This is a genomic window from Algoriphagus chordae (assembly GCF_003254055.1).
Taxonomy (GTDB): Bacteria; Bacteroidota; Bacteroidia; order Cytophagales; family Cyclobacteriaceae; genus Algoriphagus; species Algoriphagus chordae.
In genome coordinates this window covers 131221-151072 of record NZ_QKZT01000007.1, presented here as the reverse complement: position 1 = coordinate 151072, position 19852 = coordinate 131221, and the positions used below count along the sequence as shown (strand labels likewise).

Annotated in this window: 22 protein-coding genes; 4 read left to right on the top strand and 18 right to left on the bottom strand. The window is 41.4% G+C overall.

Features of this window, described 5'->3' with window-relative positions:
* Positions 1-2 precede the first annotated feature (2 nt).
* Complete coding sequence (gene murQ / locus LV85_RS09590; protein ID WP_111318945.1) at positions 3-818, top strand: N-acetylmuramic acid 6-phosphate etherase; 816 nt, start codon at positions 3-5, stop codon at positions 816-818.
* A gap of 128 nt (positions 819-946) precedes the next feature.
* Positions 947-2290 carry a pseudouridine synthase gene (locus LV85_RS09585; RefSeq protein ID WP_111318746.1) on the top strand — a complete coding sequence of 448 codons (1344 nt, stop codon included), beginning with the start codon at positions 947-949 and terminating at the stop codon, positions 2288-2290.
* 120 nt (positions 2291-2410) lie between these two features.
* Here the strand turns inward: LV85_RS09585 and trxA are convergent, their stop codons facing one another.
* The 10 genes from trxA to LV85_RS09530 form a co-directional block, all read right to left on the bottom strand.
* Entirely contained in the window at positions 2411-2716 is a 306-nt protein-coding gene (gene trxA, locus LV85_RS09580; protein ID WP_111318943.1) for a thioredoxin, read from the bottom strand.
* Positions 2717-3151: 435 nt separating this feature from the next.
* Positions 3152-3700: an OmpH family outer membrane protein gene (locus tag LV85_RS09570; protein WP_111318741.1), complete on the bottom strand. Its 549-nt coding sequence runs from the start codon at positions 3698-3700 to the stop codon at positions 3152-3154.
* Positions 3701-3713: 13 nt separating this feature from the next.
* Positions 3714-4244 carry an OmpH family outer membrane protein gene (locus tag LV85_RS09565; protein WP_111318739.1) on the bottom strand — a complete coding sequence of 177 codons (531 nt, stop codon included), beginning with the start codon at positions 4242-4244 and terminating at the stop codon, positions 3714-3716.
* Between the two features lie 92 nt (positions 4245-4336).
* Entirely contained in the window at positions 4337-7033 is a 2697-nt protein-coding gene (locus tag LV85_RS09560) for a BamA/OMP85 family outer membrane protein (RefSeq protein ID WP_111318737.1), read from the bottom strand.
* Positions 7034-7040: 7 nt separating this feature from the next.
* A complete protein-coding gene (locus LV85_RS09555; RefSeq protein ID WP_111318941.1) occupies positions 7041-7778 on the bottom strand; it encodes an isoprenyl transferase in 738 nt (245 codons plus the stop codon).
* 83 nt (positions 7779-7861) lie between these two features.
* A complete protein-coding gene (porG, locus tag LV85_RS09550) occupies positions 7862-8653 on the bottom strand; it encodes a type IX secretion system protein PorG (protein WP_245942238.1) in 792 nt (263 codons plus the stop codon).
* 62 nt (positions 8654-8715) lie between these two features.
* Entirely contained in the window at positions 8716-9591 is an 876-nt protein-coding gene (locus LV85_RS09545) for an NAD kinase (protein ID WP_111318733.1), read from the bottom strand.
* A 3-nt stretch (positions 9592-9594) separates the two neighbouring features.
* Positions 9595-10260 carry a CBS domain-containing protein gene (locus LV85_RS09540; RefSeq protein ID WP_111318939.1) on the bottom strand — a complete coding sequence of 222 codons (666 nt, stop codon included), beginning with the start codon at positions 10258-10260 and terminating at the stop codon, positions 9595-9597.
* 92 nt (positions 10261-10352) lie between these two features.
* Positions 10353-11552, bottom strand: coding sequence for a chromate efflux transporter (gene chrA / locus LV85_RS09535; protein ID WP_111318731.1), 1200 nt, complete (start codon positions 11550-11552; stop codon positions 10353-10355).
* A gap of 3 nt (positions 11553-11555) precedes the next feature.
* A complete protein-coding gene (locus LV85_RS09530; RefSeq protein WP_111318729.1) occupies positions 11556-12533 on the bottom strand; it encodes an isopenicillin N synthase family dioxygenase in 978 nt (325 codons plus the stop codon).
* A gap of 74 nt (positions 12534-12607) precedes the next feature.
* Here LV85_RS09530 and LV85_RS09525 point away from each other — a divergent pair, with 74 nt between their 5' ends.
* Entirely contained in the window at positions 12608-13375 is a 768-nt protein-coding gene (locus tag LV85_RS09525) for a hypothetical protein (protein ID WP_111318727.1), read from the top strand.
* A gap of 39 nt (positions 13376-13414) precedes the next feature.
* Positions 13415-14689: a serine--tRNA ligase gene (gene serS, locus LV85_RS09520; RefSeq protein ID WP_111318725.1), complete on the top strand. Its 1275-nt coding sequence runs from the start codon at positions 13415-13417 to the stop codon at positions 14687-14689.
* Positions 14690-14827: 138 nt separating this feature from the next.
* Here the strand turns inward: serS and LV85_RS09515 are convergent, their stop codons facing one another.
* The 8 genes from LV85_RS09515 to LV85_RS09480 all read right to left on the bottom strand — a co-directional run bounded on the left by LV85_RS09515 (position 14828) and on the right by LV85_RS09480 (position 19852).
* Positions 14828-15211, bottom strand: a complete 384-nt coding sequence (locus tag LV85_RS09515) for a DUF3037 domain-containing protein (protein ID WP_111318723.1) — start codon at positions 15209-15211, stop codon at positions 14828-14830.
* A complete protein-coding gene (locus tag LV85_RS09510) occupies positions 15189-15983 on the bottom strand; it encodes a HipA family kinase (protein ID WP_111318721.1) in 795 nt (264 codons plus the stop codon). Before LV85_RS09510 ends, LV85_RS09515 begins: the two co-directional genes overlap by 23 nt.
* Before the next feature lie 47 nt (positions 15984-16030).
* Entirely contained in the window at positions 16031-16912 is an 882-nt protein-coding gene (locus LV85_RS09505) for a bestrophin family protein (protein WP_111318719.1), read from the bottom strand.
* Positions 16913-16989: 77 nt separating this feature from the next.
* The gene (gene coaE, locus LV85_RS09500; RefSeq protein WP_111318717.1) at positions 16990-17595 is read right to left on the bottom strand and encodes a dephospho-CoA kinase; all 606 of its coding nucleotides are present in this window, start codon (positions 17593-17595) and stop codon (positions 16990-16992) included.
* Positions 17588-18553, bottom strand: coding sequence for a CdaR family protein (locus LV85_RS09495; protein WP_111318715.1), 966 nt, complete (start codon positions 18551-18553; stop codon positions 17588-17590). Before LV85_RS09495 ends, coaE begins: the two co-directional genes overlap by 8 nt.
* An 8-nt stretch (positions 18554-18561) precedes the next feature.
* Positions 18562-18879, bottom strand: a complete 318-nt coding sequence (gene yajC, locus LV85_RS09490; RefSeq protein WP_111318713.1) for a preprotein translocase subunit YajC — start codon at positions 18877-18879, stop codon at positions 18562-18564.
* A 2-nt stretch (positions 18880-18881) separates the two neighbouring features.
* Complete coding sequence (locus LV85_RS09485; protein WP_111318711.1) at positions 18882-19424, bottom strand: DUF1573 domain-containing protein; 543 nt, start codon at positions 19422-19424, stop codon at positions 18882-18884.
* Between the two features lie 125 nt (positions 19425-19549).
* On the bottom strand, positions 19550-19852 hold the full coding sequence (locus LV85_RS09480) for a YtxH domain-containing protein (RefSeq protein ID WP_111318709.1): 303 nt from the start codon (positions 19850-19852) through the stop codon (positions 19550-19552).

Below are 19852 nucleotides of genomic sequence, written 5' to 3'. Positions count from 1 at the left end.
ATATGAAGGTAACCGAAAGCACTTCTCTTTATGACAATCTGGAAAAGATGGATGTCATTTCTATTCTTCAAAATATTAACAGAGAAGATAAAAAAGTGCCCCTTGCAGTTGAGAAAGTCATTCCTGAAATATGTGCCTTGGTGGAGCAGATCGTTCCACGAATGGAAAAAGGAGGGAGGTTGATCTATATCGGTGCAGGTACCAGCGGCCGACTTGGTGTGCTAGATGCCTCTGAGTGCCCTCCTACTTATGGAGTGCCCTTTGATATGGTATTGGGATTAATAGCTGGTGGAGATACTGCGATCAGAAAGGCTGTGGAGAATGCCGAGGACAATCCAGATCAAGCTTGGAAAGATATTTTAGAATATGGATTCAATACTGAGGATACCGTCATAGGAATCGCAGCTTCGGGTACTACCCCGTACGTAATCGGCGGTGTGAAAACAGCCCGCTCGAAAGGTCTTCTGACCGGAAGTATTACCTGCAATCCTGATTCGCCGCTTTCCAAAGAAGTTGACCATGCGATAGAAGCTGTAGTCGGACCAGAATTTATCACGGGAAGTACCAGGATGAAGGCTGGTACAGCTCAGAAGCTAATTCTCAATATGATCTCCACCTCGGTAATGATCAAGCTAGGCAAGGTGAAAGGCAATAAAATGGTGGATATGCAGCTTTCCAATGCAAAGTTGGTACAACGAGGCACTAAGATGATCATGGAGGCAACGGGACTTGATGAAGGAACTGCGAAAGAATTATTGCTTTCTGAGGGCTCTGTCAGAAAGGCTACTGCATATTTTTACAAAAGCCAGAAATCGTAGATCAGGAATATTTTTGAAGGAGATGATTAGAATTGTCTAGATAGAACGTATCTTTGCAGCCCGATTAAGGGATTGGTTTTCAATCGCTTAATAATTTACAATCAATCCAGCAGGGATGCTGCAATTCTATGAAAGATAACAATTCAAAAAAGCCGTTTTTCGGCGAAGGAAAAAAAGATTCCAACTCTTCCAATTCAGGACAAAGAGGGGGTTACAAAGGGAAATCAGAGGGATTTAATAAATCCAAAGATTCAGGATTTTCTAAGTCTGGGGCAGGGAAGAAGCCTTTTAGCAACAGTGAAGATGATTTCTCAGAATTCAACAAAAAGCCAAGAAATAAGAAAGCAGGCTTCAAAAGCTTAGGTGAAAAGAAGTTTGGTTCCAAATCCAATTTTGCTTCCAAACCCAACTTTGGTCCTAAAAAAGAGCAAGGATCCTCTTTTGAAGATTCCCAAAAACCAAGTTTTGGGAAAAAGCAATTTTTTACCAAAAAGGATGATCAGGGCGCTCCAAAGCCATATAACAGGGATGCTAAATCTAGTAAACCCGGATCATCAGAAAAGCCAGGCGGACTTATTTATAAAGGACGTGGCAAGGATCAAAAACCAGTTTTCGCAGAAGGTAAGCCTACTTACAAGTCAGATAAGAAGGAAGCAAAAGGTTTCGGTAAAAAACGTTTTGTGGATCAGGATACTAACGTAGAAAGGCCTGATTATAATTTCGATGCTTTGCCTCAGAAAAAATCAAAACTGACGAATGACGAAACACTTATTCGGCTCAATAAATATATTGCCAACTCTGGTATATGTAGCCGAAGAGAAGCCGATTCGTTGATTTCTCAAGGTTTGGTTACCGTGAATGGACTTGTGTGTACTGAGATGGGCAAGCAGGTGAAGCGTACGGATAGAGTTGTCTACCAAGGGCGCAAAATCAATCCAGAGAAGCCAGTGTATGTGTTGTTGAACAAGCCGAAGGATTTTATCACCACTACTGATGATCCTATGGACCGTAAGACGGTGATGAACCTAGTAGGTAATGCCTGTGAAGAGCGGATATTCCCTGTCGGTAGGTTGGATAGAAACACTACTGGACTACTATTGTTTACCAACGATGGTGAGTTGGCAGCTAAGCTGTCTCATCCTTCCAATGAGATCAAGAAGATCTATCAGGTAACCTTGGATAAGCCATTAACCAAAAAGGACGAAGAAGCGATCATTGAAGGCTTGACGCTGGAAGATGGAAAAGCAGAAATAGATGATTTGCAGGTATTGTCTCTGGACCGGTCAATTCTTGGCCTAGAGATTCACATAGGAAGAAATAGAATTGTGCGTAGAATCTTTGCTCATCTGGGCTATGATGTGACTGCGTTGGATCGAGTTGTCTATGCGAAATTAGATAAAAAGGATTTGAAACGAGGGCATTATCGCTTCCTCTCTGAGCAAGAAGTGATTCGCTTGAAGTTCTTTATATAAATAGTAAAAGCTCCCGATTTGGGAGCTTTTTTCATTTTAGGTCAATCACTCTTAACCAAAGATGCTTTTGCGGTAACAGGTGATTAGACTACCTCTCTCGATTTATGAAATTTTGTTTTCTCAAACAAAGCCTTTCAATGCCTGATGTAAATCCCGCTTGGTAATCAATCCTCCCTTTCTCCAGAGGATTTTTCCTTTATTGAAAAGAATGTAATTAGGAATGGAGCGAACGGCGAATTGCTGGGCTAGCTGAGGGCTTTTGTCGATATTGATTTTTAGTAGCTTAATTTTTCCATCTAATTCTGTCAACACCTCATCTATAATTGGATCCATAGTCTGACAAGGGCCGCACCAGTCTGCGTAAAAATCCACTAGTACGGCGTCCTGACTTTTACTGATGATGTCTTTTGGATTTCGTTTTGGCATGGTTGAGATAGTGGTTGTGTTATGGTAGGTTATGTCAGTTCGAGTACCTGAAAGACGGGAGTGTAGAGGTTCGAGGATAATTATAGTAGAATTGACTTCGACTTCACTACCAGTGACAGATTGATTTGAGGACATCAAAAGCTGGTCAGTTCGAGCACCCGAGAGACGGGAGTCTTGAGGTTCGAGCACCTTTCGAATTCGAGACTCTCGTCTCTCAAGTGCTCAAGGTGACCATGGTTATGGTTCCAAACCAAATTACTGTCATTTCATTTTTGTATGTTCAAAGAATATTTAATACTCAGTCTGACACGAAATATGCTCTTTGTGATCCTGAAAATCCCATTAGGAGTCTGTGGACTGCCTGGTTAAAACTTTTCACAAAAAAAGCCGCTAGGTCGAGATCGACCTAACGGCTTTTGTTGAATTACTGTTTTATTAATTCGTCGCTGCTGGTGCAGCTGGCATCTCAAGACCCAACTTAGCTAGCACTAGCTCAGTGAACTTGTCTTCCTCTTTAGTGTAAAGAAGGATAGGAGCTTGTCCTGCAGACTCAGCAAAGATATGCGTGTAGTTATTTTCAGCAGCTACAGCATTGATCGCATTGATCACTTTATTCTGAACAGGCGTAAGAAGTTCACCTAATTTTCTCTGGTAGCTGATTTGAGTGTCAGATTCCATTTTCTGCAAGGTGCCTTGAAGGTCCGTTAATTCTTTCTCCTTAGCAGCTCTTGCTTCTTCAGTCATTGTCTGAGCAGCTTGCTGATAAGTCTGTACCTGGCGCTGGAAATCTTCAGCTTTTAATTGCATGGTAGTCTGAAGCTGAGTTTCGTAATCCTTCACATCAGCAGCTATTTGCTCCATTTCTGGCATCAAATCCATGATAAATTCCACATTGGTATAACCAATTTTTACATCTTGTGCCTGAGCCACGAATCCTACGCAAAGCAAGGCTACTGCGGAAAGGATAACTTTTACTTTCATCATTCTGTGTTTCTTTTTATTTGTTTTCTTCTATTCCCAATTCCTCCAGGATGAATTCCGAATAATCATGTCTGGGATCTGTATAGATAATTGCCGAAGGTTCGGCTGCCTTATCAAACAGCATAGCCAGATTGTTTTTCCGGGTTACTCGCTCAATGGCGTCATAGATTTTGGATTGTAAGGGCTGCATGAGTTCCGCTTGCTTTTGGAAGTACTGCCCATCAATTCCGAAAATCCGACTATTGAATTCCTGGGATTCTTTTTGTTTCAATTTAATTGCCTCCAGCCGTTGCTGGTACATTTCTTCTGTGAGGAGCACTTCCTCTGCTTTTAGCTGAACAGAAAGATCTTTGATCTCTTTGTCCAAATTTTGTGCCTCTTTCTTCCATTCGGAGCTGATATTATCAAGCTCTTGCTGGATGACTTTATAGTCTGGATGCTTATTTAGAATATATTCTGAATCAATGTATCCAATCTTTTGAGCTGCTAAAGGGCCTGCCTGAAGCACAATGAGCAGCAAAAGTACGATTTTCAGTGATTTATTCATGAGTTTGGGAAGTTAATAAGGCTTCGATTTGTTCCTCTTTTCCAAAGGTTAATTTTTGCATAAATTAACTAATACCAACTCTAAATCCATACTTATCTTATTTGTTGGCCAATTGTAAAGTGGAATTGAGATCCACTTGGTCTGATTGCTCCAGGGATTGGATCAAAACCATATCCCCAATCAATACCTAGGAGACCAAATGCTGGCATAAAGATTCTAGCGCCTGCACCTGCTGACTTCTTCAAGTCATATGGGTTGAAGTCTTGATAGGATCCCCAGTTATTTCCAGCCTCTGCAAAGGCTAACACAAAGATGGTTGCTGATGGATTTGGTGAAATAAGATATCTTACCTCCATCACATATTTATTATATACAATACCGCCGTATGGTTCTGGATCTGCTGATCCTCGAGAATCTCGTCCTGGAGTGATTGATTGATTTTCATACCCACGAAGACCAATGATTTCCTGACCTAAGGCAAAGTTGTTCATCGACATTCCGTCACCACCCATCACGAAACGCTCCAATGGAATCATGCCAATTTTCTTACTATAAGCACCTAAGAAACCCATGTGAGCTCTTGCGCTAGCTACCAGTTTATTAGAGCCAAATAATGGCGTGTAGATAGATGCATCAAACATCCACTTATTGTACTCAAGCCACTTATACTTTTCTTGATCAGTTGACTCTTCGTTTAAATTCTTGTTCAAACTCGCATATGGAGGAGTAAAAGAACCAGATAGAATAATATTAGAGCCAAATCTTGGGTAGGTAGGATTGTCAAGATTGTATCTGGCAATCGTAGTATTCCAGGTAAGACTGTTCGATGTTCCGGTAGGATAACTCAATCCAAATGAGGTGCCGTATTGGTCAAACTCATAAATCTGGAACTGTAAGGAATTACTAATACTAAAGTTGTCATCTGGCCAGGTTAATCGCTTGGCAAGTCCTAGCGTCAATCCTGTAATCTTGAAATAACCTAATTCATCGCCAAAGCTATCCTGATTGTAGAAATCGACCTGCCGCTGTACTGAGTGATTGAATGAGAAACTCAAAGCATTTGGTTTTTTGCCGCCAAACCAAGGTTCTGTCAAGGAAACGGAGTAGTTCTGGAATGAACGACCGTTGGCCTGTACTCTCAGTGAAAGCTTCTGCCCATCACCAACAGGTAGGGGATCCCACTTGGAGAAATCCTTAATGTTTCGGATGGAAAAGTTGTTGAATGAAAGTCCAACAGTACCTACGAAACCATAGAAACCGCCCCAACCACCTGAGAGCTCAATCTGGTCATTTGGTCTTTCTTCAAGTTCGAATGTGATATCGACTGTCGCTGCTTCGAAATTTGGTCTAAGATCTGGGTTGATTTTCTCTGGATCAAAATAACCTAAAGTTGAAAGTTCACGAATAGTACGAACGAGGAGCTCTCTATTGAATTTCTGACCTGGGAGGATACGTATTTCACGCATTACTACGTGATCCGAGGTACGCTCATTACCCTTGATATTGACCGAGTTTACAGTCACCTGAGGGCCTTCAAAAATTCTCATTTCAAGATCAATGGAATCTCCAGCTACATTTACTTCTACTGGATCAATCGAGAAGAACAGGTAACCGTCATTTTGATATAGAGAACTGACATCATCACCCTTGGTAGGATCGTAGTTTAGTCGCTTATCAAGTTTTTCTTTATCGTAAACATCACCTCGTTGAATACCCAGTTTAGCCAATAAGACTTGGTCTGGGTGGATAAAGTTTCCGTTGAAGGTGATATTTCTGTAGTAGTATTTCTGACCTTCTTCTAAGGCGATATCAATATTGATCTTGTCTTGCCCAAAGTTGTAAATAGAATCTGCCACGACTTTAGCGTCACGATAGCCTTTACTTTGGTAGAAGTTGATCACATTGTCCTTGTCGTTTCTAAATTCTTTAGGGATGTACTTGGATCCGTTGAAGAAGTTCAGTTTGAAGTTCTTGTTGATATAGTTCTTCACATCCTCATGCGAAGCAGAGTCTGTGTATAAGATGGTGTTCTTAATGTCTTCCGCAGTTGCGTCCGTCAAGCGTGAATACCCATCTTTGAACACACTTACACGAGCATGCTCCTTGGTTTTCTTCAGCTTACCTTTCAGTTTGGAGTCTGGAACTTCCTTATTGCCATAAAATTCTATAGCATTGATTCTGACTTTGGAATTCTGCTCTACATCAAAGATCAATTTTACTGAATTAGGCAGGGTAGTATCTCTCTCTTGTTTAATTCGTACTTCTGCATTCATAAAGCCTTTGTCCAAGTAATATTTCTCAATATTCCTCTTGGCATTATTTAGCACGTCGTCTCTTACTACACGACCCCTGATATTCACCTTATCTCGGAGTTCACTTTCCTGAGTTTTATTCATTCCAGTGAATTCTACTCTAGAGAATCGTGGTCTCTCAGTCAAATCGAGCAATAGCGAAATATCTTCGCCATCGATTTTGGTCACCAAGATTTTCACATCTCCGATGATTCCTTGACCCCAAAGTTTTTTCAGTGCATTGGATATAGCGTCTCCCGGCACCTCGATTTTATCATCCACTTTCAATCCAGACAAGGAAAGAATAGCGATTTCATCCAAGGTAGTTAGACCCACAGCTTTTATTTCTGCGATTCTAAAGGTTTGAGGCTTAGCGTAATTGAGCTCCAAAATATCGATTGGCTTGCTTGAGGCATAGCGACTTTGGCCCAAACGTATTTGCGCCATTGCTGAACTTGCCCAAACCAGACAAAACAGAATCAGTAAACTTCTTTTCATTAATTACTTAAGATTTAACTTGCTCACCCGTTTTGCCAAAGCGCCTTTCCCGTGATTGGAAATCGGAAACTGCAGCAAAGAGGTGCTCTCTTCTAAAATCCGGCCATAATACAGGAGTGAAATACATCTCTGTATAGGCCAATTGCCAAAGCAGAAAATTGCTAATTCGGTACTCACCACTAGTTCTGATCATTAATTCAGGATCAGGATAAGCTGTAGTAGCCAAATGATCAGCCATTACTTGTTCGGTAATGTCGGACACATTCAATTTTCCTTCTGAGACTTTTTGAGCAATGTGCTTCGCTGCTTGAGTGAGCTCCCAGTGACCGCTATAGCTTAATGCTAAGATCACCTTGAGTCCGGTATTTTTTGAGGTCATTTCCTTTACCTTCATCAGTGTGTTGTACGCTGATGGAGGTAAGCTCTCTACGTCCCCGATACTTTCTAATTTAAAGTTGCCATTCATTAGCATTGGAATCTCGTCGGACATGGTCTTCACTAGAAGCTCCATTAATCCATCTACTTCCGCTTTTGGTCTTGACCAATTCTCTGTAGAAAAAGAGAATAAAGTTAGATATTTCACTCCAAGACTGTCAGCGCCTTCTATGGCTTCCCTTACTGCCTTGGTAGCGTTTTTGTGCCCAAATATCCGCATAGCACCCTTTTTCATGGCCCAGCGTCCATTGCCGTCCATGATAATCGCAATATGCTTTGGGATGTTGATATTATCAGATACTTCCTTCATTCCAGCCGTCTCCGGTCCCTTACTTTTTTGGAGGTACAAAAATGCCATTTCTTTTCCGAATATTAGCCCTAGGGCTCGATTAATTAATATGCGTAGCATTTGGTAGTCATGAGGGTATAGCTAATCGTTACTCCTAAGAAGTAGTACCAATCCTTGTCATAGGCATTTCCAAAGTTGATTCCATAAGCTGCCGTAGGATTACTTGGATCCTGAAACCTAGGAATGATTGGCTCTGTACTGTCTATTTTGTCTAGGTAATCTGTAAAGGTTGGCCGAAAGCCTAATTCAGCTGCTAATGTCCAGCGTTCATCTAATTGGTATTTTACTCCCCCACCAAATGGAATTACTAATGTGCCCAAATCATATCTAGTGGATGGATTAAACGCATAGGTATTCCCTTTTGCAAAGGCGAAAGTATAGCCAATACCAAAGAAAGCGTAAGGTGAGAAGCGGAACTCGGAATTAGTAGTAAGGTAATCTAGAAAATTAAATTCCATGATTGCCGAAGCTTCCACTATCCCAGCTCTAAACCTACCGTCTCTGATCTTCGCCAGCTGATCAATAGGCTTAATGCTATCTGCTCCGTACAGGATCCCTGCCGATACTGCGACGCGTAGTGCCCACACATTGTCAAAATTTCTCCTGCCAAACAACGTGCCTTGAGGTCCTAGTTGACCCGGGTCAATTTTTCGGATGATATCACCTGAATAGGCAGCGACTCCTAAGCCTCCTCCTATATCGTATTTCTGCGCTCGTAATTCTGAAGAAATCCCCAGAAAAAGTAGCGAAAATACAAGTAAGTAGTTGAAAATCTGAAAATTGACCTTTTTCAAGACGATGCAAGATATGAAGTACCTAACGTTAAAAAAACGCATCTTAGTATTTAGCGGGTTAATAATTGTTAAGCTCAAATGGACTATGTCTTTTGGACTCTGATTCAATTTCTCATATCAAAACCCCAATTTAACTTCTGCCTAAGTGTATCGAAGAAATGATATTGAGGAAGCTTAACCAACATTGCAGAAAAGCTCTCCTTCTTCACACTTAGCTTCACTTCCGAAGAAATTGACGTAGATCGAGAATCCAAAGATATTAAGAATTTCTCTGCCCGTCCCTCTATTTCAAAACTGATCTCACTTTCATCTGAAACAATGATAGGCCGCACGTTCAAATTGTGTGGACTTACTGGGGTGATCACGAGGTTCTTGGCCTCTGGTGAAATCAATGGTCCACCGCAACTTAGTGAGTACCCAGTAGAGCCTGTAGGAGTGGAGACGATTAAGCCATCTGCCCAGTAACTGTTCAGGTATTTCCCGTCTATATAGGTATGAACCGTGATCATCGATGAGGTGTCACGCTTGTGTATGGTGAATTCGTTTAAACCGAAATTCAATCCGTTGAAGAGCTTTCGATGACTTTGAAGAGAGATCAAAGTTCTACTTTCTAGCTGATAGTTTTTGGAAGCTAAGTCTGCAATTGCATCTGAAATTTTTTCTGTCGCCACGGTTGCCAAAAAGCCAAGTCGGCCGGTATTGAGCCCTAGAATTGGGATCTCGAGTTCACCAACTAGACAAACAGCATCTAATAAGGTGCCGTCTCCTCCTATGGAAATCACAAAATCCATAGCTGCCATATCCACTCTACTTTCTAGGACCGAGTAGGACAGAGATTGTTTTCCATGCTTCCGAAGTTGCTTGTCAAATTGCTCCGTGACGAATATTTCGAATTGATGGGTAGTAAGTTCGTTGAAAAGTGACTTTACATCCGAAAGCAATTCTGCTTTCAGCGCTAAGCCATGCAGGGCGACTTTCATGTCCTAAATATCTAAAAATCTTAATAAGTTACCGATTCTGTCCTCCTCACTACTCACTCCAGATTCTTCCTGATAATGATCTATGACTTTGTATCCGAATCTTTCCAGCGTCGCTTTGATGTGGCGAAGTTCTGGCTGATCGAGTTTTAGGGTGAGTTTGATCTTCTTATCGTCTAAGGGATCAGTCGTAATAAATGAACTGAGAACTTTGGTGTTTTCTGTTTCGATGATTCTGGAAATCTCAGACAAGCTATAATCGGTCATGCCTAAGGAAAGTATCAGCACGCTGCCTTGAGATTTGATCGACAGACTATCGGCAAATGCTGCAATGGAATCCTCCATGGTCACGATGCCCAAATAATTTGATTCCCGATCCAAAACAGCGACTATATTCGAATTCTGCTCAGAGCTCACACGTAGCACATCATAAATATGCTTGTCAGAATACACCCAACACTGTGGATTGGCTGGTTCAATGTCGGCGATCAGAGTTTCTGGATCATTTACTTCGAAAATCCTTTCCTCTTTGATCAATCCTAAAAAATTCCCTTTGTCGATAATGGGAAGTACGTCAGTTCTGATTTCTTCCATCCATGTCAAAGCCATCCCCGTTTTGTCGGATAGCTTTAATGGTGGGATCAGATTGTTGATGTATTCGTAGGCGTGCATAGAAGAAAGATAGGGAATGAATTTAGATTTTAAAACGTCAGGAAGCCTAATCATGTTCCTTTTGGAGGAAATTATCCTATTTTCCTTCAGATTTACAACAGGAAATTGTTGTATAGAATCCCTAATACTACGCCGCCAGCGATGATTAAAGGGGATGAAATTTTAGTAAACTGAAGTAAAACATAAGTGGCGAGAATAAATAAAATATTCAAACCATTTGCTTCCATCGGCTCAAAGAGCAAATAAGCTGCCGCAATTAGCATTCCGCAGGAGACAGCATTTATTCCTTCCAAAGCTGCTCGGACAGGGCGGTATTTCTTTAATTGATCCCAGAATCTGATCACAAAGAAAATAAGGAAGATTCCAGGTAAAAATATTCCTGCAGCCGCAATAAAGCCACCCATAAAAAATCCTGCTGTACCAAACTCTTTCATGGAAAGTGCCCCCACATATGATGAGATACTAAAGGTAGGCCCAGGAATACCTTGTGAAATAGCATAGCCAGTCAGAAATTCTTCAGATGTCAGGAAGTGCTTGAAGTCAACAAACTCTGTATACAGATAGGGAACAAGTACTTGCCCGCCACCGAAGATCAAACTCCCATTTCGATAGAAGTTCTCAAACAGAATAATAGGCTGGTATTTGGTGATTGCACCCAGTGCTGCTGCTATAACTAATACCCCCGCCCAAAGATAGAAGTTGGCCCATTCGATTTTCAGAGGAGCATCCTTCTCTAATTTGGGCTGCTGCTTGTATTTGATAGAGGTGCTCAGCCCTCCGATGATCAATAAAACCGGGAAGATGTAGGGTGAGCTATAGAAGAATGAAACGAAAGCCGAAATCAATACCAGCACCATTGCTTCGGTGGTTTTGATGGTCTTACCAATTATTTTTTGCGCAGCAAAGATGATAAAGCCAATCGCCATGGGCTGAATAAACCGTGCAAAATCTAATGCTCCAGGGGTGTTTTCCTGCAGAAAATAGATGAGCATAGCCGCAAAAATCATGAGAAGTGTAGCCGGTAAAATCCACACGAGAAGGGCAAGGTAGGCGAGATTAGGGCCTCCTGCTCGATAAGCGATCGCACAGACTAACTGCGTGGAAGATGGGCCGGGCAGCATATTACATAGTGCATTCAGCTCCCAAAGTTCGTCTTCCTGAATGTAGGCCCGTCTTTTCACCATGCGCTCGAGTAGCATAGCAAGAAATGCCTGCGGACCACCAAAGGCCGTAAGAGAAAGCGTAATCGTGTCTTTCAAAAAGAGATAATATCGGACATGCTTTACCGACATCCCTTATTTTCTGAGTCCTAATTCCCGCAGTCGTTCTTCCAGGAATTCACCGGCAGTGGAGTCATCAAATTGTTTTGGATGTGTCGTATCTATGCAGCTTTCAAGGCAGGTAAGATCCATTTCAGAGCGAGGATGCATAAAGAATGGAATAGAGTATCTACTGGTATTCATCTTCTCTCGCGGGGGATTGACCACACGGTGGATAGTGGATTTCAACTTCTTATTCGTCAGTCTCTCCAGCATATCGCCTACGTTCACCACCAATTGGTCTGGAAGGGCAGTGATTGGGATCCACTTACCATCTTTTCTCAGAACCTGAAGCCCGTCTGCGCTTGCGCCCATTAGCAAAGTTATCAAATTGATATCTCCATGCTCCGCTGCACGTACAGCATCTGCCGGTACTTCCTCAGGGTTTGTAATCGGGAAATAATGAATTTGTCTTAAAATAGAATTGCCATGTGCGACTTTGTCCTCGAAGTAGTTTTCATCAAGATCCAATGAAAGTGCGATCGCTTGAAGCATGGATTTGCCGGCACTTTCTAAAGTGCGATAGGCTTCATTTGCATCATTTTGAAACTCAGGTAGCTCTGCAGGCCAAATATTTGGCGGGTATTCTGATTTGATCGGATCACTATCAGGAATGCGGCTGAGTTCTTGTCCTACATGATAAAATTCCTTTAAATCACCAGTATTTCTGCCTTTGGCATGCTCTTTTCCCTTACCCGTGTATCCGCGTTGAAACCCGATTTCAGGTTTCTCGTACTTGGATTTGATTTCATCTGGAAGTGCAAAAAAATCTTTGATTGAGCTGTAAAGTCTATCTTGTAGATCTTGGGATAGGCCATGGTTTTTGATCGCCACAAAACCTATGTTTTGGTAGGCTTCTCCAAGCTTTTGTACAAATGCTGCCTTTTGGCTAGGACTGCCAGCTGTGAAATCAGCTAAATCTAAACTTGGGATTTCATCAAATAGGATTTCCATGTGTGGATGTATTATGGTACGTGGTCTAATTTATCTTTAAAATTAAATATCTTTAATCTCAATTTACATGCTGCATGAATAAAAACCTGACTTTACTCTCTTTGATTTGCCTTTTCTCAGCTTGTTCTGCCGAAAAGCAGCGTGTGAATGAGGAAGTAGTAGAAATGCCTACCACTATTGATGCTGCGCAGACAGATACTCCAAAAGTGAAATTCTTCCAATATGAGGATCAGGCGGCTTATCCAGATGCGATTCTTGAATTGTACACGCCATTAGGAAATCAGATTTTCAAGCCTGGAAAGGTGCCATTTGAGTTTAATGTTAAGAATTTCCCTTTTGAGTTAAATGAAACCAAGGATTTTAAGCTGTTTAACATTTTAAATGGTGGAGATCCGGCAGGTTTTTATGCGCCAATATTCCAGCGTGACCTTACGGAAGGAAGCTACCGTGTAGTTGCATACTTGGTGGATGAGGAAGGTTTGGCATTAAAAAACTTCGGGAATTATGTGGATAGGGATTTTCAGGTTGGAGAGTCTAGGCCATTCCCTTATTCTGCAGAGCCTTACCTAGCCTTGAATTTCCCTCGTTCGGAGCAAGTATATGATGCTGGATCTGAGGTGATTATTGACTTTTTGGTGGTAGGCGGAGATATGAAGTTAGATGGGCTCAAAGTGGCTATAGAACTGAATGACTTAAAATATGAGATTGACCACATGGCCCCTGTCAGAGTAGAAAATTTACCAGTAGGGACTTATCAAGTGAAAGTGCGCTTGCTTCGTTCAGATGGAAAAGAGCTCGATGGACCATTTTCAACTGTGAGTAAAGACATCATTGTTCGCTAACATGCTTATCTTTGAGGCTTCAATTTCAAAGATTTTAAGATGCTTTTAGTTAATCAAATTCGAGAAAACTACGCCGGTGTACTTGCCGGACTTCAAAAAAGAAATTTCCCAAATGCGGAAGCTGTACTGAATCAGGCAGTTGAGCTGGACGAGTTGAGAAAGTCCAGCCAGTCAGAGCGTGACCAATTACAAAGCGAATCGAATGCAATTTCCAAGGAAATCGGGATGTTGATGCGTGAGGGAAGAGCTGAAGAAGCAGTTAAAATCAAAGAGAAAACAGCCGAGCTTAAAATTCAGGTCAAAGACTTGGAGGAGCAAAATTCTAAAGCTGAAGCCGATTTGCTCGCTATACTCTATACCATTCCTAATATTCCTCATGTCTCTGTTCCTGCCGGAAAAGCAGCTGAGGACAATGAAGTAGTGTTGGAAAATGGCAGAATACCTGATCTATATGAAGAGAAGCTTCCTCACTGGGACTTGATCAAGAAATACGATATTATCGATTTTGACCTTGGGGTGAAAATCACAGGAGCTGGATTTCCTATTTATAAAGGCAAGGGAGCTAGACTTCAGCGTGCCCTGATAAACTTCTTCTTAGACGAGGCTTTGGCGCAAGGTTATGATGAGATTCAGCCACCGATTTTGGTGAATGAGGATTCAGGCTATGGCACAGGGCAACTTCCAGACAAGGAAGGGCAGATGTATTATGCTGATGCGGATAACTTGTATTTGATCCCAACTGGTGAAGTGCCAATCACAAATATCTATCGTGATGTGATACTTTCTGAATCTGATCTTCCAATAAAAAATGTGGGTCATTCTCCTTGTTTCCGTAGAGAAGCAGGTAGCTGGGGTGCACATGTAAGAGGGCTGAACAGACTTCATCAATTTGACAAGGTGGAGATCGTGCAGATCACTCATCCTGACAAATCCTATGAGACCTTGGAAAGCATGTGCTCTTATGTGCAAGTACTTTTGCAAAAGCTGGAATTACCTTATCGCGTATTGAGACTTTGTGGAGGAGATATGGGCTTTACTTCTGCGCTGACTTATGATATGGAAGTGTATTCTGCTGCTCAAGAGAGATGGTTGGAAGTAAGTTCTGTTTCCAACTTTGAGACCTACCAATCCAACAGATTGAAATTGCGTTTCAGAGGAGCAGACAAGAAAACTCAATTAGCACATTCTCTAAACGGATCAGCATTGGCTTTGCCAAGAATCGTCGCTGCTATCTTGGAAAATAATCAGACCCCTGAAGGAATTAAGATGCCAAAAGTGCTTCATTCCTATTTAGGATTTGATATGATTTCTTAATTATTGGCAGTCGGGAGACGGCAATGATATAGGTCTAGGTCTGAAGTCAGAACCATAGTATATAGAAGCAAAAAAGCGTGAAGAATTGATCTTCACGCTTTTTTTTATCTCATATCTAGACTGTGTCTTAAGTCTAGCTCAGGCTACATTTTCTTCAAAGAGTCTTTCCAGTGTTTTCTCCAAATCTTCTGCATAGCCTGAGTGTGGCCTCGAAGTTTGTATGACGGAGCTTCTTACGGCAGTTAGCCAACGAAATCTAGAAGCTAAATCCAACGTGGCTATATTGCCTCCATTGATAGCTCCTGTGCATATTTTTTCGAATGAAGCCAGATTCAGGGCTATCATTTCTACATCGGCCAGAGGATCTAGCATCAGGAGTTTCTTAGCGTCCAGCTGAATTTTACATCCTAGAAAATCTCTTTTCCAATGACAAATTACTACTCCTACATTGATAAATTCTTCCCTTTCCACCCGCGGTACTACGCGAATGATGGCGTATTCATATAAGTGCTGTTCTTGCATCTTGAGCTTCTTTTATGAATTGATCAGAATAGGAAAGGCGGAGAGTAAGGAAGTCATGGTAAACTTGTCTGCTCTCCTCGGGATCTTCGGAATCACCACCAGCAAGCAGCCATTCGTCTGGAATTGTATTTACAATTGCTTGAATTTTATCAGGTGTCAAAATCTGTTTAAAGGCTTCATTCACTGTATCTAATTCTGTTGCAACTGGAAGCAGTACATGGTTTTTGATGATGGGGAATGGGCCTTCTGCATTTCTTCTCCAATTGACCCAGGCATGCTGAAACAAAAATGAAGCACCATGATCGATCAACCAAAGCTCTCGATTCCAAATCAGCATGTTTGTATTTCTAAATGTTCTATCCACATTTGTGATGAACATATCTAACCAGACTATTTGCGAAGCCAAATAGGGGTCCGTACTCATCGCAACAGGATCGTAATTAATAGCAGACGAAAGGAAATGTAAGGCAAGGTTAAGACCCTGGCTTCCTTTGAGGAGGTCTTGGATCTCTTCATCTCCTTCAGATCTGCCAAAAGCAGGATCTAAATTCGCGAATACAAGTTCTGGAACTTTCAATCCCAAAGTCCTCGCGATTTCCCCTCCCAGCAATTCAGCAATGAGCGCTTTTTCCCGCTGACCCGCTCCACGGAATTTCAATACATATTTGAATCCGTCATCCGCATCCGCGAGTGCAGGCAAGGAGCCTCCCTCTCGTAGAGGCAAGATGTATCGAGTCACGTTCACCGTGCGAAGAGTTAAGGTTTCTTCCATTTTAGGCTATCAGGTAGAGCTTTGTATCCAAAGTTAAAGAATCTGATCTATATCAGTTCTTCCACATGCTTTTGGATGTTTTCAGATAATTTCCTCATCGGCAAATCATTCGCATCATTGCCAAAGGGTTCTTCGATTTCTTCAGCAACTAATTCCAAACTGGCTAGCACGTAAAAAATAAAGGTCACGATGGGAGCAGCATAGTATCCTAGCGAAAATACATAGCCTAACGGCAAAGTGAGGACATAGGCTAGGATAAATTTTTTGATAAAAGAGCTATAGGAATATGGGATTGGCGTGTTTTTAATTCGTTCGCAGGCACCACAGATATCAGTGAAAGACATCAGCTCATTGTTCAGAATGATCAATTGATCACCTGTGATTTTTTTGGCTTTATAGAGATCATTTACCTTAGCAAACATCAATTTGGCTACTTGATTTGGGACGTGCTTATCCGTGTCTATCTCGGGCTTAATCTCTACATCTATCTTATCATCCAGCATATACAAGGTCACCTTGTTTTGGAGATGTTCCTTCAGTGCAAATGCATATATCGGGATAGTTCTTCTGAAGAATAGCCTGTAATCCTCATCAGTATTGTCTAGAATTCCTGCAAGTTTGAGCGCTAGATTTCTACTGTTGTTCACCAGTTGACCCCAAAGTTTACGGCCTTCCCACCATCTATCATAAGCGGTGTTTGTACGGAAAACTAGCAACAGTGAGATGACAAAACTTAGTAAGCTGTGCATAATAGGGATATTCTGCACCCAGCTATTTTCCCCGATTTTCATGTAATCTATTTCCAGCCAAGCAATACCTATCGAGTACATGAAAATAATGACCATGAATGGGCCAAGCTTGACTAGCGTATCAGATTTTTGGACTAAAAATAGAATTTTGAACCAGTCTTTAGGATTGTATCCTTTCATACCTTATTCGAAAAGTGAGTTTTTGCTGTGAGAAGGAAATTAAGAATTTAGCTGCTTTTATCACAAAGGACAAGCATCTAATTCTCAGAAATCAGTTGTTGATGAATTTTCAGAACCTGTGGAATCAAGAGTTTATTGTCTGTATTCTTGATCACAAAATCAGCTAGCTCGTTTTTTTGCTCGTCAGGAAGTTGCTGATTGATGATTTGATTTACCTGCTCTTCGGAGCGAAATGGATCTCTCATAAGGGTCCTCGAGATGCGGACTTTCAGTGGAGAGCTTACATTGATCACATGATCCAGAGATTTTTCACTTCCTGTTTCGAAGATCAAAGCAGCTTCTTTGAGTACGTAAGGACTGTTTTGCGAGGATGCCCAGGCAGCGAAGTCTCTTCCAACTGCAGGGTGCACAAGAGAATTAATTGTCTTTACCTTCTCGGGATCGGAGAAGACTGTTTTTGCGATAAATCCTCTGTCTAATTTTTCGTCTGAATCATAGGATTCAGCGCCAAAAGCTTCTTTAATTTGGGCTTTGAGCAGTGTGTCATTTGCCATTAGCCATTTGGCGCGATCATCGGCAGAATAAATCGGTATACCGAGGATAGTAAAAATTTTGGCGACCGTGGATTTTCCTGATCCAATACCACCTGTAATACCTACTAAAATGGGGCTGTATTTATTCATATTTCAGCCTTAGGATTGGAGGGTCGATCTGAACTTGATCAAGGTAATCTGGCATTGGTTTCACTTGGACGGTAATGGTGCTGTCTTCTTTATTCCTTTGGTAATAATTCAATACGGCTTCAAATTCCAGTTCTTTTAAATCAGATGTTTTTCGCTCATCTACGAGGTATGTCATCATTATTACCAGCTCTTCATCTTCTAAGCTGACAGATTTAGGGAAGTTTAATTTTTTAATTTTCAGTCGTTTATTTCCTTCCAGAAATTCAATCACCTCGAATTGTACTCTGACTTTCTCCTCTTGTACTTGTACCAAGTCACTCAGATCTTTAGGCACTTCAAGGCTAATTTCCTTGTCGACGGATTGGTTTATGCGATTTTCGTCCAGTACAACAGGGAACTCAGTGGATAGACTATCTAGGATAGAACTAGGGCCTGTGAGCGTAATTGTTTCCGGACTAAAAGTAATTTCGTCGATAATCCGAAAGTTATTACCCATAGAGAAACTTGTGGAATCTAAAATAGGCTTGACTTTGATCGATTCGATTTTGTTGATATTGAATTTCAGTGTATCGTCAAGTACGGAGACCAACTGAGTAGGGGAGAGGAATTCTCCCAGAGATCTTTTTAGATCATTGGTGAGAATGTAATTGGTAGCGGCGGGATTATTGAGCTCAAGTGGAAAAGCATCATTATTGAAATTGAAGTACTTTCTTAACAGATCCCAGCCATTTCCAGAAATTTCTATTTCCAGAGTTTTTGGTAGGCCGGCTACGGCTACAAACTCATTTTGATCGTAAAGGATGTCAACTGGAAAATCGACAATAGTATTGTAATCGTCCTTATTCAGGGCGTTTAAAATCCAAAAAGTGGTAGCTGCTGCAATGCAGAGGACTACCACTTTTAGATTAGAGAGTTTTTTGGGAGAAATCCTTTGTGAGGATTTGTTAGTTTCCGGCAAAATTCAATTTATTTTTTTGTTTCTGGCTTCCTAGAGAAATCTAAGGAGATTGCAGATTTTTCAACAGTGACTTTAAGGCCTCGATCAAGTTCAAGTACTACGGTATCACCTTCTACCGAGCTTACTTTACCATGAAGACCACCGATGGTCACTACTTCATCACCTCTTTTTATTTCTTCAATGAATTTCTTACTGTCCTTTTGTTTCTTTTGCTGTGGTCTGATCATAAAGAAATACATGATCAAAATGATAGAACCGAATAGGAATACTTGTCCTAAAATCCCGCTGCCACCTGCTGCGGCTTGTGCTAATACTGTAGAAATCATAATTATCTTTTAACCGGGCCTACTGGTGCGGCCGCGCCTGCAATTTTTGGAGTTACTGTGCCTTTCAGTTTCAATCGAGTAACTGTTGGGCTTGTATTAGCTTGGATGCTAACTGTAGGTGCTTGTGCGCCTGATTTTGCTGCTGAGTTAAATACAACTTTCACAAATCCTTCATCACCTGGTTTTACAGGAGCTTTGGACCAGTCTGGGCTAGTACAACCACAAGAAGCAGTGATATTAGAAATAACTAATGGAGCCTGTCCATTATTTGTAAACTTAAAGATGTGCTCTACTACTTGACCTTCGTTGATCGCGCCGAAGTTATATTCCATTTCAGGGAAGTCAAACTGACCTAAAGTAGCTGGATCAGCTGCCTGAGTTGCTTGTGCATTCACTGGAGTCACAGCAGTGTTACTTACTTCTAGTTGAGCGATCTTATCTTCAAGAGCCTGAATCTTGGCATCTTGATCACTTTTTTGGCTGCATGAAGCTCCCAGAGTAATCATGACAGCAAAAGCCGCCACATTCAAAACGTTGATTTTCATTTGTCTATGGTTTGTTTTTAAATGGTCATCCCGTCCCGTTAAGTATCAGGAGCATCGGGAGGAAACTCGTTTAATCGAATAACATTCCTTGATGTAAGGATACGGCTAGCTCGATTTCACAACGATTAATTATTTCCTTGGTTGATTTGGTCGATTAATTTATTAACATCGCTCAATAGGTTCTCAGCTTTGTCTTTAGCTTCAGAAATTACACGCTTACCTTCGGTTTTAGCCTCGTTTAAGTGCATTTCTTTCCCGTCTACTAAGTCGTCGATTAATTCTTCTAGTTCTTTCTTGTATTTAGAAAGTTTGAAAGAAAGGCGATCGCGTGTATTTGTTCCTGCATCTGGTGCAAAAAGTACCCCAAGTGCTGCGCCTGCGCCAGCGCCAATTAGGAATGCGATGAGTGAATTACTGCTCTTGCTCAT